Origin of the sequence: Amycolatopsis sp. Hca4, from assembly GCF_013364075.1 — a bacterium.
GTDB lineage: Bacteria > Actinomycetota > Actinomycetes > Mycobacteriales > Pseudonocardiaceae > Amycolatopsis.
Map to the genome: position 1 here is coordinate 9,408,085 of NZ_CP054925.1, position 13,564 is coordinate 9,421,648.

The following is a 13,564-nucleotide window of genomic DNA, read 5'->3' on the forward strand; positions in this document are numbered from 1 at the left end:
TCACCCGGCGGTCAGGACCTCCAGCAATCCCTCGCCGTACTTGGCGAGCTTGTTCTCGCCCACGCCGCTGACCGTGCCCAGATCCGCCAGCGACGCCGGCCGTTGCGTGGCGATCTGGCGCAGGGTCGCGTCGTGGAAGACGACGTAGGCGGGCACGCCCTGTTCCTTCGCGACGCCGGCCCGCCAGGCCCGCAGGCGTTCGAACAGCGGCGCCGCCTCCGCGGGCATCTCCACCGCCGCGGCGGCCTTCCGCGTGCTGCGGACCTTCGCGGCGGCGGCCGCCCGCTCGGGTTCGCGGCGCAGCAGCACCTGGCGATCGCCGCCCAGCACCTCGGCACTGGCTTCGGTGAGCACGAGCGAGCCGTAGTCGCCTTCGACGGCGAGGAGGCCCTGGGCGAGCAGCTGGCGGACGACCGCCCGCCATTCGGGCTCGCGCAGCTCGGTGCCGATGCCGAACGTCTTGAGCGTGTCGTGCTGGAACTGCGTCACCTTCGGCGTGGACTTGCCCAGCAGGATGTCGATGATCTGGCCGGCGCCGAACTTCTGGCGCCGCTCGTTGCGCAGCCGCACCACCGTCGAGAGCAGCTTCTGCGCCGGGATCGTGCCGTCCCACTTCTCCGGCGGGTTCAGGCACGTGTCGCAGTTGCCGCAGGGCCCGGCCGCCTGCCCGAAGTAGTTGAGGATCTGCACCCGGCGGCACTCGACCGTCTCGCACAGCGCGAGCATCGCGTTCAGGTGCGCGCCCAGCCGCCGCCGGTGGGCATCATCGCCTTCGGACGTTTCGATCATCTTGCGCTGCTGGACGACGTCCTGCAGCCCGTACGCGAGCCAGGCGGTCGAGGGCAGGCCGTCGCGGCCCGCCCGCCCGGTTTCCTGGTAGTAGCCCTCGACCGACTTCGGCAGGTCGAGGTGTGCGACGAACCGGACGTCCGGTTTGTCGATGCCCATGCCGAACGCGATCGTCGCGACGACGATCAGCCCGTCTTCGCGCAGGAACCGCGACTGGTGCTTCGCGCGGGTGCGCGCGTCGAGCCCCGCGTGGTAGGGCACCGCCGGAATCCCGTTCTGCACCAGGAACTCCGCGGTCTTCTCCACCGAGTTCCGCGACAGGCAGTAGACGATCCCCGCGTCACCCTTGTGCTCGGTCTGCAGCAGCTCCAGCAGCTGCCGCTGCGGCGAGTTCTTGCCGACGATCCGGTACTGGATGTTCGGCCGGTCGAAGCTCGCGACGAAGTGCCGGGCCTCGTCCAGCTGCAGCCGGGCGGAGATCTCCTTGTGCGTGGCCTCGGTCGCCGTCGCCGTCAGCGCGATCCGCGGCACCTCCGGCCACCGCTCGTGCAGGGCGGAGAGCTGGAGGTAGTCGGGCCGGAAGTCGTGGCCCCACTGGGCGACGCAGTGCGCTTCGTCGATCGCGAACAGCGAGATCTTGCCGCGGTCGAGCAGTCGCACGGTGGATTCCACCGAAAGCCGTTCCGGCGCCAGGTACAGCAGGTCGAGGTCGCCGTTCAGGAACGCCGACTCCACCTCCTGCCGCGCCGCGTAGTCCTGGGTGGAGTTGAGGAAACCGGCGCGGACACCGGCGTTGCGCAGCGCGTCGACCTGGTCCTGCATCAGCGCGATCAGGGGCGAGACGACGACGCCGACGCCGGGCCGCACGAGCGCGGGAATCTGGTAGCACAGCGATTTCCCGCCGCCGGTGGGCATCAGCACGAGCGCGTCACCGCCGGCGATCACGTGCTCGACGATCGCCGCCTGGTCGCCGCGGAAGCTGTCGTAGCCGAACACGCGCCGGAGGGTCTCCAGCGCGTCGGACGCGGGTGCGAGGTCGGTCTCTGCCACCCGCCCGACTATAGAGCGGGGGTCCGACAGTTCCGGCCCGCCCCGCCGCGGGTGGCAGAATGGGGCGGGTGCAGTACTGGCCGGTTCCCGATCTCACCGCGTATTTCGGCGGCGCCTGGCGCCTCGACCGGGAAATCCGCACCGCCGACGGCGAGCCGGCGGGCGAGGTCACCGGCACGGCCACGTTCACTGAAACCGGCGGCGTCCTCGTCTACCACGAAGAGGGCGAGCTGCGCCTCGGCGGCCACGTCGGGCCGGTCACGCGGACCCTGCACTACCGCCCGGCAGGCCCCGGCCGCGCGGCGGTCCACTTCGACCACGGCGGCTTCTTCCACGACCTCGACCTGCGTGACGGCCACTGGACGGCGGACCACCCCTGCCGCGCCGACCTCTACCGCGGCGAGTACCGGGTGACCGGCGCCGCGCGCTGGCGGCAGGAGTGGGCCGTGCGCGGGCCGTCGAAGGACCACGTCATCGTCAGCCGGTTCACCCGCTAGACGATGCCGCCGTTGGCGCGCAGCACCTGGCCGTTCACCCAGCGCGCCGGGCCGGCGAGGAACGCGACGACCTCGGCGATGTCCTCCGGCTGCCCGAGCCGCTCCAGCGGCGGCTGCTTGGCCATCCGGGTGATCGTCTCCTCGTCCTTGCCGTCGAGGAACAGCGCGGTCGCGGTCGGCCCGGGCGCGACGGTGTTCACGGTGATGTCGCGGCCGCGCAGCTCGCGCGCGAGGATCATGGTGATGGCTTCGACCGCGCCCTTCGTCGCGTTGTAGACGCCGTAGCCGGGCAGGTTCAGCCCGAGCACCGACGTCGAGGTGGTGATCACCGCGCCGCCGTCGCGCACCCGCCGCGCGGCCTGCTGGGCCACCGCGAACGTGCCGCGGATGTTGGTGCGGTGCACGCGGTCGAGGACGTCGAAGTCGATGTCGGCGATCGGGGTCGGCGGGTTCATCACGCCGGCCAGGTGGGCGACGACGTCCACACCGCCGTACGTGCGTTCCGCGGTGTCGAACAGCGCCGCGACCGCGGCCGGGTCGGCGACGTCGGCGCGGACTGCGATCGCCCGGCCGCCACGCGTGGTGATGGCGTCGACGGCCGCTTCGGCCTCCTTCTCGTTGCCCGCGTAGTTGACGACGACCGCCATGCCGTCGGCCGCCAGGCGCTCGGCGACCTGGCGGCCGATGCCGCGGGAGCCGCCGGTGACGATCGCGACGCGGGGTTCGGTGGGGGTGCTCATCGGTGCCTTCTTCCGGTTCCGTTCTGCTCAGTCTGTTATCGACGATACTACTATCCTGGTAACGCTGCTAGCCGCACACTGTCACCGGCGTCACCCTCCCCGCGACGGGGCAGGGCATCCGGCCGTACCGACGCCGCCGGACGGCCGAATCCGCAGGGTAGGGCGGCCTCTGCCCGTTTTCCGCGCCGGTAATCCGGGAACACCGCTCGCATCGGGGGCTTGACATCCTTGAAGGAGTTTGAGCGATGCCCACATGGCTGATCGTCTTGATCGTCGTCGTGGCCGTCGCGGTGCTCGGCGCCGTGATCTGGCTGGTGACACAGGAAATGCAGCGAAAACGGCTGCAGCAGCGGTTCGGTCCGGAGTACGACCGGACGGTCGCGGAGAAGGACAGCCCTCGTGCCGCGCAACGCGAACTGGCCGAGCGGGAACGCCGGCACAAGGAGCTCGACATCCGGCCGCTTTCGGCGTCGGCGCGCGAGCGCTACGCCCGGGAATGGGCCCAGGTGCAGGAAAAGTTCGTCGACCAGCCGCCCGCGGCGGTCGCCGAGGCCGAGCAGCTGCTGAACGCGCTGATGGCCGAACGCGGCTACCCGACCGAGGGCTACGAGCAGCAGGTGGCCGACCTTTCCGTGCGGCACGCCAAAACCCTCGAGCACTACCGGGCCGCGCACACCACCCAGCAGAAGCGCGACGAAGCGTCCACTGAGGACCTGCGCGACGCGATGGTGCGCTACCGCACCGTGTTCGAGGACCTGCTGACCGACGGTGCCGACGACGAGCAGCACCACGACCACCACGACCGCCGGAACGGCCACGACCACGACCGCGACGGACGGCGGGACACCGACCGGCACGAGCCCGACCGGCACGTGACCGAGCGCCAGGCGTCCGCGACCCCGCGGACCGAGTCGAACGGAGGACGCTGACCATGACCGATCACCTGACGCGCCACGACACCCAGGACGACCGGGACCTGACCGGGCGTGAAGACGACCGCGAGGCCTACACCGGCGACAGCGCCACCGACGTCCCCGGGCACGACCACGCCGACTTCCGCGAGCCGGGCTCCGGCGACGACCAGAACCTGAGCACCGCCGACCTGGCCTCGGCCGGGCGGCACGACGCCGGCGACGCGCCCGCCGAATCCGGTGGGGACGTCGAAGCACCCGCGGAATCGGGTGGCGACGTGGAGACGCCCGCCGCCTCGGGCGGGGACGTCGAGACGCCCGCCGCCTCGCACGACGACGTAGAGACGCCGGAGCTGATCGACCAGGAGAAGGTCACCGGGTTCCGCGACCGCTGGCAGAACGTCCAGACCGGCTTCGTCGACGACCCGAAGCAGGCGGTCCAGCAGGCCGACGAGCTCGTCGCCGCCGTGATCAGCGCGCTGGCCACCACCTTTGCCGAGCACAAGAGCGAGCTGGAAGCCCAGTGGCGGCAGGGCGAACCGGCCACCGAGGAGCTGCGCATCGCGCTGCGCCGCTACCGCTCGTTCTTCGACCAGCTGCTGCCGCGGTAGCGGACGCCGTTTCCCGGCGGGCATGATCGGGTAGTCCGGCCGGGAAACGGAGTCGGCGAAGGAAAGGCAGCCGGATGAACGTGGCCGATCTGCTCATCGAGGGGTTCAGCCGGGTCCAGGGCACGGTGCACGCGGCAGTCGGGGGACTGACCGCGAAGCAGCTCGGGACCCGGCCGGACGACGAGGCCAACTCGATCGCCTGGCTGGTGTGGCACCTGACCCGGGTGCAGGACGACCACGTCGCCGACGTCGCCGGGACGGAACAGGTGTGGACCGGCCAGGACTGGCTGTCCCGGTTCGGCCTCCCGTTCCCGGCGGGCGACACCGGCTACGGCCACCGCCCGGCCGACGTGGAGGCGGTCCGCGTCGACGACCCGGACCTGCTCACCGGCTACTACGACGCCGTGCACGAGCAGACCGTCCGGTTCGTGGCCGGGCTCGGCGAGAAGGACCTCGACCGGATCGTCGACGAGGCGTGGGACCCGCCGGTGTCGCTGGGCGTGCGCCTGATCAGCGTCCTCGACGACGACACCCAGCACGCCGGGCAGGCGATGTACGTCCGCGGCCTGCTGGAACGCGGTTAGCTCAGCAGTTTTCCCAGCCGTCCTCGCGGTGGTCGGCGAGGCGCTGCGGCCCCGGGCCGCCCGCGCCGAGCCGGTCGCCGGGGTTGGCGAGCCGGCACTTGGCCATCGACATGCAGCCGCAGCCGATGCAGTCGTCCAGCTGGTCGCGCAGCTGTTCCAGCTGCCGGATCCGCGCGTTGAGGTCGTCCTGCCAGCAGCGGGAGATGCGCGCCCAGTCGGTGCGGGTCGGCGTGCGGTCGTCCGGCAGCAGCGCCAGCACCTCGCGGATCTTCGACAGCGGCATGCCGACCCGCTGGGACATCCGGACGAACGTCACCCGCCGCAGCGTGTCCCGGCAGTAGCGCCGCTGGTTGCCCGCGGTGCGGCGGCTGCGGATGAGACCTTCGTCCTCGTAGAAGCGCAGGGCCGAGGCGGGGACTCCGCTGCGCCGGGAGAGTTCGCCGACCGTCAGGTCGGGCAGCGGCCGGGCCGGGGCGTTCACCATGGTGCACACCCAACCACAGCGGCACCCTTGACTTCAAGTGAACTTGAAGTCCCACCCTGGGCACGAGAGCGAGAACGCCTGCGTGTCAAGGAGGAAGTGTGTCGGAAGCGCCGATCCGCGTTGCGGTGATCGTCGGAAGTGTCCGGGAAGGACGGTTCGGGCCGGTGGTGGCGGACTGGCTCGCGGAAGTCGCGGAGGCGCACGGCGGGTTCGCGGTCGACCTCGTCGACCTCGCCGAGCCCGACCTCCCGCTCGCGATGCCCGCCTTCGGTGCCACGCCGTCCGCGACGGTCGTCGCCGAAGTCGCGAAGGTGGCTCCACGGCTGGAAGCCGCCGACGCCTTCATCGTCGTCACGCCGGAGTACAACCACAGCTACCCCGCTTCCCTCAAGAACGCGATCGACTGGCACGGGCCCGAATGGCGGGCCAAGCCGGTCGCTTTCGTGTCCTACGGCGGGATTTCGGGCGGGTTGCGCGCGGTCGAGCACCTGCGCGCGGTCTTCGCGGAGCTGCACGCGGTGACCATCCGCGAGACGGTCAGCTTCCACGGCGCCCACACCCGCTTCGGCGCCGACGGACGGCCGGACGACGCCGGCGCGGAAGTCGCCGCGAAGGCGCTGCTCGACCAGCTGGCCTGGTGGGCGCGGTCGCTCACCGAGGCGCGGGCGGCGCGGCCGTACCCCGGCTGAGGCGCCGAGGTCGTCAAGTCGACACGGTGCTCACGCCTGGCACGTCTGGTACGGCAGCCGGACGTCCGGGGCGACGACGGCGAGGGTGCCGTCGGTCGTGTACCCGCCCGTGGCGACCAGCGCCGCGAAGGCGGTGCAGACCAGCTGGTTGATCCCGGTGCCGCTGAGGGGCTGCACCGGGAACGGCACGGTGATCGTCGGCGGCGCGCCGTGCGTCAGGGTGATCGCGCCGGTCCGGCGGGGCAGCTCGGTCGTGTAGCCGCTCGCCCGCTCGTCGGCGGACGGGCCGTCCATCAGCATCGCCAGGGTGGACTCGACGCTGGCCGGCAGGCTGCGCGGCCGCGTCACGGGGGTCAGCCTGCCGTTCAGGACGTAGTAGAGGACCACGTCGGTGCCGCTGCCGTCGTCCGCCGGGTTGCGCAGCGTGGGCGCCGGGCCGGCCGCGACCACCGGCGTCGGCTTGACGCCGCACCCGCTCACCAGCAGCAGCACCGCGAGGACGAGGAGTTTCTTCACCACGGCTCCCGGGGCAGGCGCAGCTCGAACCGGGCGCCGGTCCCGGTGTTGACCGCGACGATGTCGCCGCCGTGCAGGCGCGCGTTCTCCCGCGCGATCGACAGCCCGAGGCCGCTGCCCTCGGACCGGGCCCGTGCGGTGTCGGCCTTGGTGAAGCGGTCGAAGACCCGCGGCAGCACGTCGGCGGGGATCCCCGGCCCGTGGTCGGTGACGGTCAGCACGACGGCACCGGCCTCCTGCCGCAGCACCACCTCGACCGGCGGCGCGCCGTGCCGCAGCGCGTTGCCGACCAGGTTCGCCACGACGATGTCGAGCCGCCGCCGGTCGAGCTGCGCGGTGATCCCCGGCGGCAGGTCGGCGGCCAGTTCGGTCCCCGGCTCCCAGCCGCGCGCGGCGAGGCTGTCGGTGACCGCCGCGGCGACGTCGAGGCTCTCCCGGCGCAGCTCGGCCCGGCCGGCGTCGAACCGGGAGATCTCGATCAGGTCCTGCACCAGCCGGGTCAGCCGCCGCGTCTCGGCCGACACCAGCCGGGCCGCCACCGCGGTGTCCGGCGGCAGCTGCTCGGCGTCCTCGTCGAGGACGTCGGTGACCGCGTTCATCGCCGCCAGCGGCGTGCGCAGCTCGTGGGAGACGTCGGCGACGAACCGCCGCGCGTCGGCCTCCATCGCGCGCAGGGTGCCGACCGTGCGCTCCAGCTCCGCTGCCGTGTGGTTGAACGTCGTGACCAGCTGGGCGAGCTCGTCGGAGCCCTTCGCGCGCAGGCGCACGTCCAGCCGGCCGCGGCCGAGCTGGCTGGCCGCGGTGTTCAGCGCGCGCACCGGCCGCAGCACCTGCCGGGCCGCGAGCAGCGCGACCCCGACCGCGATCGGCAGGGCGAGCGCGGAGAACAGCCAGGCGTAGCGGGCCAGGTCGTCGATCGCCTCCTGCTGGTCGGTCAGCCGCGCCATCGCGTAGACCTCGAGGCCGCTCGGCTTGCCGCCGGGGGTCTGCACCGGGATGCCGACGAAGAAGAGCGCGAAGCCCTGGACGTCGACGCGCTGGAACTGGATGTTCGTGCTGGCGCCCACCGCCTGCCGCAGGTCGGCGGGCACGTCGTCGAGCGAAAGGCTGGACGTCGAGTGCAGGTCGCGGTAGACGACGAGGGCGTTGCTGGACTTGAGCGCCGTCGCGAAGGCGTCGAGCGTGGCCTGGGACGGCGGCAGCGACAGGGTGGGCAGGTACGCCACGATCTGGTCGCGCAGCTTCAGCATGGTCTGGTCCTGGATGCCCTCCAGGATGGCCCGGCGCGCGTAGACGTAGCTCGTGCCCGCCGCGGTCGTGGCGCCGAGGATCATGATGACCGCGAAGGCGGCGACCAGCCGGGGCCGCAGCCCGGCGAGCCACGACCGGATCCGCGGTGCCGTCACGAGCGGCCGAACCGGTAGCCGAACCCCCGGACCGTCTGCACGTACTCGGGCTTGGCCGGGACGTCCTCGATCTTCGAGCGCAGCCGCTGCACGCAGGCGTCGACGAGCCGGGAGTCCCCGAGGTAGTCGTGGTCCCACACGGCGGACAGGATCTGCTGGCGGCTGTACACCTGCCCGGGCGTGCGCGAGAGCTCCAGCAGCAGCTTGAGCTCGGTCGGGGTCAGCGACACCGGCGCGCCGCGCTTGGTCACCTCGAGCCCGGCCCGGTCGATGACCAGGTCGCCGTGCCGTTCCGCGGCCACGGTCGCCGTCCCGCCCGGCCGGTCGGCGGCCGAGCGGCGCAGGACCGCCCGGATCCGCGCGTCCAGCACCCGCGGCTCGACCGGCTTGGCGACGTAGTCGTCCGCGCCCGCCTCGAGCCCGGCGACGATGTCGAAGTCGTCGCTGCGCGCGGTGAGCATGATGATCGGGACCGGACCGGCCGCCCGCATCCGGCGGCAGGTCTCGAAGCCGTCCATGCCGGGCAGCATCAGGTCGAGCACGACGATGTCGGGCCGGTGGTGCACGAGCACCTCGATGCCGAGCTCGCCGGATTCCGCGGTCCGCACCACGTGCCCCTGCCTGCGCAGGGCCAGCTGCAGGCCCTCCCGCACCGCCGCGTCGTCCTCTACCACCAGTACCTCGGCCACGGCGCCATTATTCGGAAAAGCGCACGTCATGGCGACCCGGGCGGATCTTGTTGCAAAACCATGACATCGCCCTGACGGGATCCCGAAAAGCGCGTTCCAGACTCGGGGACATGGCAGTGATCCTCACCGACGCCCCTTCCGCAGCCCGGCCCGCACCTGTTTCACGGGCCGCGTCCCGCACCGCGGTACTGGCGGCGAGCGCGGCCGGGTTCGCCCTCGCGTTCGTCGCGGCCTACCTGCTCTTCGTCCGCACGGAGGCCGGCCGCGGCGTCGAGAACGGCGTCGTCCGCAGTGCCCAGTCCGCGGGGACCACAGTGGACTGGGCGGCCCCGCTGCGCGAGGTCGACCTGGTGGTGGTGCTCGGCGGCGTCGCGGTGCTGATCGTGGTGCTCTCCGTGGTGCGACGGCGGGTGGCCCTCGCGGTGCCGGCGCTGGTCCTGCTGGCCGCGCCGCTGGTGGTGGCCCAGCTGCTCAAGCTCTATGTCCTGGACCGCCCGAGCACCGGCGACCGGTTCGGCGTGGCGAGCCACAACAGCTTCCCGAGCGGGCACGTCAGCGCGGCGATGGCCGTGCTGGTGGCGCTCGCGATCGTCCTGCCCCGCCGGTTCCGGCGGCCGGCACTGGTGCTCGGCGGCTTCGGCGTCGCCTGGGTCTCGGCGGCGGCGGTGGCGCTGGGCTGGCACCGGTTGAGCGACACCGTCGGCGGCTGCCTGCTGGTCGCCGCGGTCACCTGCGCCGGGGCGGCGGTGGTGTCCGCCCGCCGCCCCGACGGTGACCGCATCCCCCTGCTCCCGGCCCTCACCGGCTTCCTGGCCCCGCTCGCCTTGATCCTGACCGGCTACGCGGTCCTCTCGACGGCCACTTCGGGCGCGGCCCAGTTCGTGGCGGCGCTGGTCCTGGCGGCCCTGTCATCGGTAGCCGTGGTGCTGCTGCTCACCGGCCCGCTGCGCCGGGTCGCGTTCGACCCGGCCGAAACCCGGGTCCGCCGCCTCCTCCGCCGACCGTGATGCCCCGCCAATCACACGTGAAGCCTCCCCAATCACGCGAGAACCCCCGCCAATCACGCGAGTCCCGTCCCCAATCACGCGAGTCCCGTCCCCAATCACGCGAGTCCCGTTCCCAATCACGTGAGTTACGCCTCTGATCACGCGAACCGACCCTCCAGGTACGCGAACCGACCGTCCAGATACGCGATCCGACCCTTCCGGCCCCCCCGCGCGACCGAGCCGGAGCGGGCCAGTTTCGCGGGATTGGCCCGCGACACCGGGACGTCACCGCGCCTAGCGTCGGTGAGATGGACCCGAGGCTCGCCGATGACCTGACCGCCCTGCCCGATCTCCTCGACGCCGCCGGCAAACTCGCGGCCGAGGCCCTTGCCGGGCTCGGCGAGCGGGCGGCCGCCGTCCCACCCGTGACCGCCGCCCCGGCGCCTTTGCCGCGCGAAGGCACCGGCGCCCGCGGTGCCCTGCACGAGTTCGCGCGACGCTGGGAACCCGGTTTCGCCGCCAGCGCCGGCCCGCGCTACCTCGGCTTCGTCACCGGCGGCGCGACCCCGGCCGCGCTGGCCGGGGACTGGCTCACCGCCGCCTACGACCAGAATCCCGCCAGCGGCGTGGACTCCTCGGCGCAGGACCTGGAACGCGAAACCGTCGGCTGGCTCGCGGAGCTGTTCGGCCTGGGCCCGGAGTTCTCCGGCGCCTTCGTCACCGGTGCCACGATGTCCACGGTCACCGGACTCGCCATCGCGCGCGAGTGGCTCGGGGAACAGGCCGGCGTGACCGTCTCCACCGAAGGTGCCGCCGCGCTCGGTCCGGTCACCGTGCTGTCCGGCTCGCCGCACTCGAGCGTCCTGAAGGCGTTGTCGTTCCTCGGGATGGGCCGGTCCGCGCTGCGGAAGGTGCCGGTGCTCCCGGGCCGCGAAGCCGTCGACGTCGCGAAGCTGGCCGAAGCACTCGAGACGCTCGACGGCCCCGCCGTCGTCGTCGCGAACGCCGGGACAGTGAACACCGTCGACTTCGACGACCTGCGAGCGATCGCCGAGCTCAAGCAGCGCCATCGCTTCTGGCTGCACGTCGACGCCGCGTTCGGCGGGTTCGTCGCGCTGTCCCCGGAGCACGCGGCCCTCACGGCCGGCCTCGACCAGGCCGATTCGGTGGTCGTCGACCTGCACAAGTGGCTCAACGTGCCGTACGACTCGGCCGTCCAGTTCACCCGCCGCCGCGACCTGCAGCTGCGCGTCTTCAGCAACAACGCCGCCTACCTCGGCGAAATCGGGGAGACGCCGGACTTCCTGCACCTCACGCCGGAGAACTCCCGGCGGCTGCGGGCGCTCCCGGCGTGGTTCTCGCTCGTGGCGTACGGCCGCGCCGGCCACCGCGAGATCGTCGAGCGCTGCATCGCACTGGCCCGCGACCTGGGCGCACGCATCGACGGCTCGCCGCACTGGCACCTGCTGGCGCCGGTGCGGCTCAACGTCGTCTGCTTCACCCCGGCCGGGGACGTCACACAGGACCGGATCGACGCCCTGGTCCGCGCCATCGCCGAAGACGGCACCACCTTCCTGACGCCGACGGTGTACGACGGCAGGCCCGCGTTGCGCGCCGCCTTCAGCAACTGGCGCACGACCACGGCCGACGTCGAGCGGGTGTTCGCCGTGCTGGAGCGCCTGGCGTCCCGGTCGTGAGTGCGCGGCCGGCTCGCTTGTCCCACCGGCCCGGGAATGCCAAGGTCACGGCGTGCCGATCTTCCGCGCGCCGGACGGAACCGCGCTCGCCGTCCACCTCGCCGGTTCCGGAGCCGAGCCGCCGGTGGTCTGCCTGCCCGGCGGTCCGATGCGCGCCGGCAGCTACCTCGGCGACCTCGGCGGCCTGACCGCCCGGCGCCGCGTCGCCGTGCTGGACCTGCGCGGCACCGGCGATTCGGCGGAACCCGCCGACCCCGCCACCTACCGGTGCGACCGCCAGATCGAGGACGTCGAGGCGTTGCGCAAGCACCTCGGCCTCGACCGCTTCGACCTCCTCGGGCACTCGGCCGGGGCGAGCCTGGCCGTCCGGTACGCGGCGCGGTACCCCCACCGCCTGAGCCGGCTCGCCCTGATCACGCCCAGCCCGCGCGCCGTCGGCTTCGACGTGCCGCCCGCCGAACGCCGCCGGATCATGGCCCGCCGCACCGGCGAGCCGTGGTACGCCACCGCGGCCGCCGCCTACGAGTCGATCGCCGCGAAGACGGCGACCCGCGCCGACTGGGCCGCGTTCGCCCCGTTCTACTACGGGAACTGGGACGCGGCGGCCCGCCGGCACCAGTCCGGGGAAGCCGGCCAACGCAACGGCGCGGCCGCCCGGGTCTACAACGCTCCCGGCGCCTTCGAGCCCGAGACGACCCGAGCCGCGCTCGGCGCGGTCACCGCGCCCGTGCTGGTGCTGGCCGGCGAGCTTGACTGGATCGCCAGCCCGGCGATCGCCGACCGGTTCGCCGGGCTGTTCCCCGACGGCCGGGCGGTCGTGCTGCCCGGCACCGCGCACTACCCGTGGCTGGACGACCCGGCGGCTTTCGGGTCAGCCGTGGGCGGATTCCTGGCCTGAGGCCGGGTTGCGGCGGGGTTTGATGCGCACGGCCGGCAGCGCGGGAGCCGGCAGGCGGTCGCCCGCATAGCCCGTCACCGCACCGAACTGGTCCGACTCGGCTTCCCACGCTGCGCGGAACGCGGCGATCTCCTCGTGGGTGCGGCCGACGAAGTTCCACCACATCAGGATCTCTTCGTCGAACGGCGTCCCGCCCAGCAGCAGGAACCGGGCCGGCCCGGTGCCGCGGTTGCTGAGGGTCAGCGAGCGCACGCCGGTGCCGACGTAACCCAGCTCGGCGGCCCGGACGCGGGTGCCGGCCACCTCGACGTCCCCGCTGTCGACCAGGACACCGTGTTCGAAGCCGGGGTCGACGCCGAGGGACATGTGTGCGTCCGGCCCGAGCACGATTTCCGCGCCGAGCAGCGGGGTGAACGTCGGGATCGGCGACGTCCGGCCGGCCAGCGAGCCGAGGAACACGCGGATTTCCGCGCCTTCGATCCGGTTCACCGAAGGGACGTAGTGGTCGAACGCGCGTGCCGTGTGCCGGTGCCGTTCGGGCAGGGCCACCCAGAGCTGGACGCCGTGCAGCGTCTTCGTGGCGGCGGTCGAGACCTCGGAGTGGCAGATGCCGTTCCCGCCGGTCATCAGGTTCAGCTCGCCGGGGCGCACCATCGCGTGCGTGCCGAGGCTGTCGCGGTGCTCGATCTCGCCGGCGAACAGCCAGCTGACGGTCTGCAGCCCGGTGTGCGGATGCGGCGCGACGTCCATCGCGCCGGCCCCGGCGACCTCGTCCGGGCCGTAGTGGTCGGCGAAGCACCACGCGCCGATCAGCGACCGCGACCGCTGGGGCAGGGTCCGCCGGACGCGCATCGCGCGCGGACCGCCGAGCGGGACGTCCCGCGGGGTGAGGATCTCGACGGCGGGCCGCTCGGGATCGGCGGCCGCCGGCCGGTCGCCGCAGGCGAGTTCGGCCGGGGCGGCCTCGGTGTTGCTCATGTCCGCCACGGTAGTCGTGGTGGAGGGGAACCGTGGGTG

The 13,564-nt window shown here is 72.8% G+C and carries 15 protein-coding genes; 8 read left to right on the top strand and 7 right to left on the bottom strand.

The genetic code is table 11. From position 1 onward, the window contains the following. Nucleotides 1–1,839, bottom strand: a complete 1,839-nt coding sequence (recQ, locus tag HUT10_RS42915) for a DNA helicase RecQ (RefSeq protein WP_176176437.1) — start codon at nucleotides 1,837–1,839, stop codon at nucleotides 1–3. 68 nt (nucleotides 1,840–1,907) lie between these two features. On the opposite strand from recQ, the gene HUT10_RS42920 reads away from it, so the two are divergent. After that, a complete protein-coding gene (locus HUT10_RS42920; RefSeq protein WP_176176438.1) occupies nucleotides 1,908–2,336 on the top strand; it encodes a DUF6314 family protein in 429 nt (142 codons plus the stop codon). On the opposite strand, the gene HUT10_RS42925 is transcribed toward HUT10_RS42920, so the two are convergent. Continuing rightward, the gene (locus tag HUT10_RS42925; RefSeq protein WP_176176439.1) at nucleotides 2,333–3,076 is read right to left on the bottom strand and encodes an SDR family oxidoreductase; all 744 of its coding nucleotides are present in this window, start codon (nucleotides 3,074–3,076) and stop codon (nucleotides 2,333–2,335) included. The genes HUT10_RS42920 and HUT10_RS42925 overlap by 4 nt on opposite strands. Before the next feature lie 245 nt (nucleotides 3,077–3,321). On the opposite strand from HUT10_RS42925, the gene HUT10_RS42930 reads away from it, so the two are divergent. From HUT10_RS42930 to HUT10_RS42940, 3 genes are all read left to right on the top strand, one after another. Beyond that, entirely contained in the window at nucleotides 3,322–4,005 is a 684-nt protein-coding gene (locus tag HUT10_RS42930) for a hypothetical protein (protein WP_176176440.1), read from the top strand. Between the two features lie 2 nt (nucleotides 4,006–4,007). After that, nucleotides 4,008–4,598 (top strand): hypothetical protein, encoded by a 591-nt coding sequence (locus tag HUT10_RS42935; RefSeq protein ID WP_176176441.1) that lies wholly within the window; start codon nucleotides 4,008–4,010, stop codon nucleotides 4,596–4,598. Nucleotides 4,599–4,672: 74 nt separating this feature from the next. Continuing rightward, on the top strand, nucleotides 4,673–5,182 hold the full coding sequence (locus HUT10_RS42940) for a DUF664 domain-containing protein (protein WP_176176442.1): 510 nt from the start codon (nucleotides 4,673–4,675) through the stop codon (nucleotides 5,180–5,182). A gap of 1 nt (nucleotide 5,183) precedes the next feature. Here HUT10_RS42940 and soxR read toward each other — a convergent pair whose 3' ends face one another. Then, the gene (soxR, locus tag HUT10_RS42945) at nucleotides 5,184–5,666 is read right to left on the bottom strand and encodes a redox-sensitive transcriptional activator SoxR (RefSeq protein ID WP_176176443.1); all 483 of its coding nucleotides are present in this window, start codon (nucleotides 5,664–5,666) and stop codon (nucleotides 5,184–5,186) included. Between the two features lie 98 nt (nucleotides 5,667–5,764). Here soxR and HUT10_RS42950 point away from each other — a divergent pair, with 98 nt between their 5' ends. Beyond that, nucleotides 5,765–6,355 (top strand): NADPH-dependent FMN reductase, encoded by a 591-nt coding sequence (locus HUT10_RS42950; protein WP_176176444.1) that lies wholly within the window; start codon nucleotides 5,765–5,767, stop codon nucleotides 6,353–6,355. Between the two features lie 30 nt (nucleotides 6,356–6,385). Here HUT10_RS42950 and HUT10_RS42955 read toward each other — a convergent pair whose 3' ends face one another. From HUT10_RS42955 to HUT10_RS42965, 3 genes are read right to left on the bottom strand one after another with little or no spacing between them, the layout of a single operon-like run. Further along, nucleotides 6,386–6,871: a hypothetical protein gene (locus tag HUT10_RS42955; RefSeq protein WP_254897268.1), complete on the bottom strand. Its 486-nt coding sequence runs from the start codon at nucleotides 6,869–6,871 to the stop codon at nucleotides 6,386–6,388. Further along, on the bottom strand, nucleotides 6,868–8,277 hold the full coding sequence (locus tag HUT10_RS42960; protein WP_176176446.1) for a HAMP domain-containing sensor histidine kinase: 1,410 nt from the start codon (nucleotides 8,275–8,277) through the stop codon (nucleotides 6,868–6,870). Before HUT10_RS42960 ends, HUT10_RS42955 begins: the two co-directional genes overlap by 4 nt. Then, the gene (locus HUT10_RS42965; protein ID WP_176176447.1) at nucleotides 8,274–8,966 is read right to left on the bottom strand and encodes a response regulator transcription factor; all 693 of its coding nucleotides are present in this window, start codon (nucleotides 8,964–8,966) and stop codon (nucleotides 8,274–8,276) included. The genes HUT10_RS42960 and HUT10_RS42965 overlap by 4 nt, the downstream gene beginning before the upstream one ends. Nucleotides 8,967–9,076: 110 nt before the next feature. Between HUT10_RS42965 and HUT10_RS42970 the strand changes: the two genes are divergently transcribed. The 3 genes from HUT10_RS42970 to HUT10_RS42980 all read left to right on the top strand — a co-directional run bounded on the left by HUT10_RS42970 (nucleotide 9,077) and on the right by HUT10_RS42980 (nucleotide 12,547). After that, the gene (locus tag HUT10_RS42970) at nucleotides 9,077–9,973 is read left to right on the top strand and encodes a phosphatase PAP2 family protein (protein WP_176176448.1); all 897 of its coding nucleotides are present in this window, start codon (nucleotides 9,077–9,079) and stop codon (nucleotides 9,971–9,973) included. Nucleotides 9,974–10,260: 287 nt separating this feature from the next. Beyond that, nucleotides 10,261–11,649 carry a pyridoxal-dependent decarboxylase gene (locus tag HUT10_RS42975; RefSeq protein WP_176176449.1) on the top strand — a complete coding sequence of 463 codons (1,389 nt, stop codon included), beginning with the start codon at nucleotides 10,261–10,263 and terminating at the stop codon, nucleotides 11,647–11,649. Nucleotides 11,650–11,701: 52 nt separating this feature from the next. After that, a complete protein-coding gene (locus HUT10_RS42980; RefSeq protein WP_176176450.1) occupies nucleotides 11,702–12,547 on the top strand; it encodes an alpha/beta fold hydrolase in 846 nt (281 codons plus the stop codon). On the opposite strand, the gene HUT10_RS42985 is transcribed toward HUT10_RS42980, so the two are convergent. After that, nucleotides 12,521–13,525, bottom strand: coding sequence for a pirin family protein (locus tag HUT10_RS42985; RefSeq protein WP_176176451.1), 1,005 nt, complete (start codon nucleotides 13,523–13,525; stop codon nucleotides 12,521–12,523). The genes HUT10_RS42980 and HUT10_RS42985 overlap by 27 nt on opposite strands. Nucleotides 13,526–13,564 lie beyond the last annotated feature (39 nt).

Excerpts from the sequence above, each read along its gene's own strand:
- HUT10_RS42935 (WP_176176441.1), top strand. The coding sequence starts at position 4,008 with ATGACCGATCACCTGACGCGCCACGACACCCAGGACGACCGGGACCTG.
- HUT10_RS42975 (WP_176176449.1), top strand. The coding sequence starts at position 10,261 with ATGGACCCGAGGCTCGCCGATGACCTGACCGCCCTGCCCGATCTCCTC.
- HUT10_RS42940 (WP_176176442.1), top strand. The coding sequence starts at position 4,673 with ATGAACGTGGCCGATCTGCTCATCGAGGGGTTCAGCCGGGTCCAGGGC.
- HUT10_RS42970 (WP_176176448.1), top strand. The coding sequence starts at position 9,077 with ATGGCAGTGATCCTCACCGACGCCCCTTCCGCAGCCCGGCCCGCACCT.
- HUT10_RS42930 (WP_176176440.1), top strand. The coding sequence starts at position 3,322 with ATGCCCACATGGCTGATCGTCTTGATCGTCGTCGTGGCCGTCGCGGTG.
- HUT10_RS42925 (WP_176176439.1), bottom strand. The coding sequence starts at position 3,076 with ATGAGCACCCCCACCGAACCCCGCGTCGCGATCGTCACCGGCGGCTCC.
- HUT10_RS42985 (WP_176176451.1), bottom strand. The coding sequence starts at position 13,525 with ATGAGCAACACCGAGGCCGCCCCGGCCGAACTCGCCTGCGGCGACCGG.
- soxR (WP_176176443.1), bottom strand. The coding sequence starts at position 5,666 with ATGGTGAACGCCCCGGCCCGGCCGCTGCCCGACCTGACGGTCGGCGAA.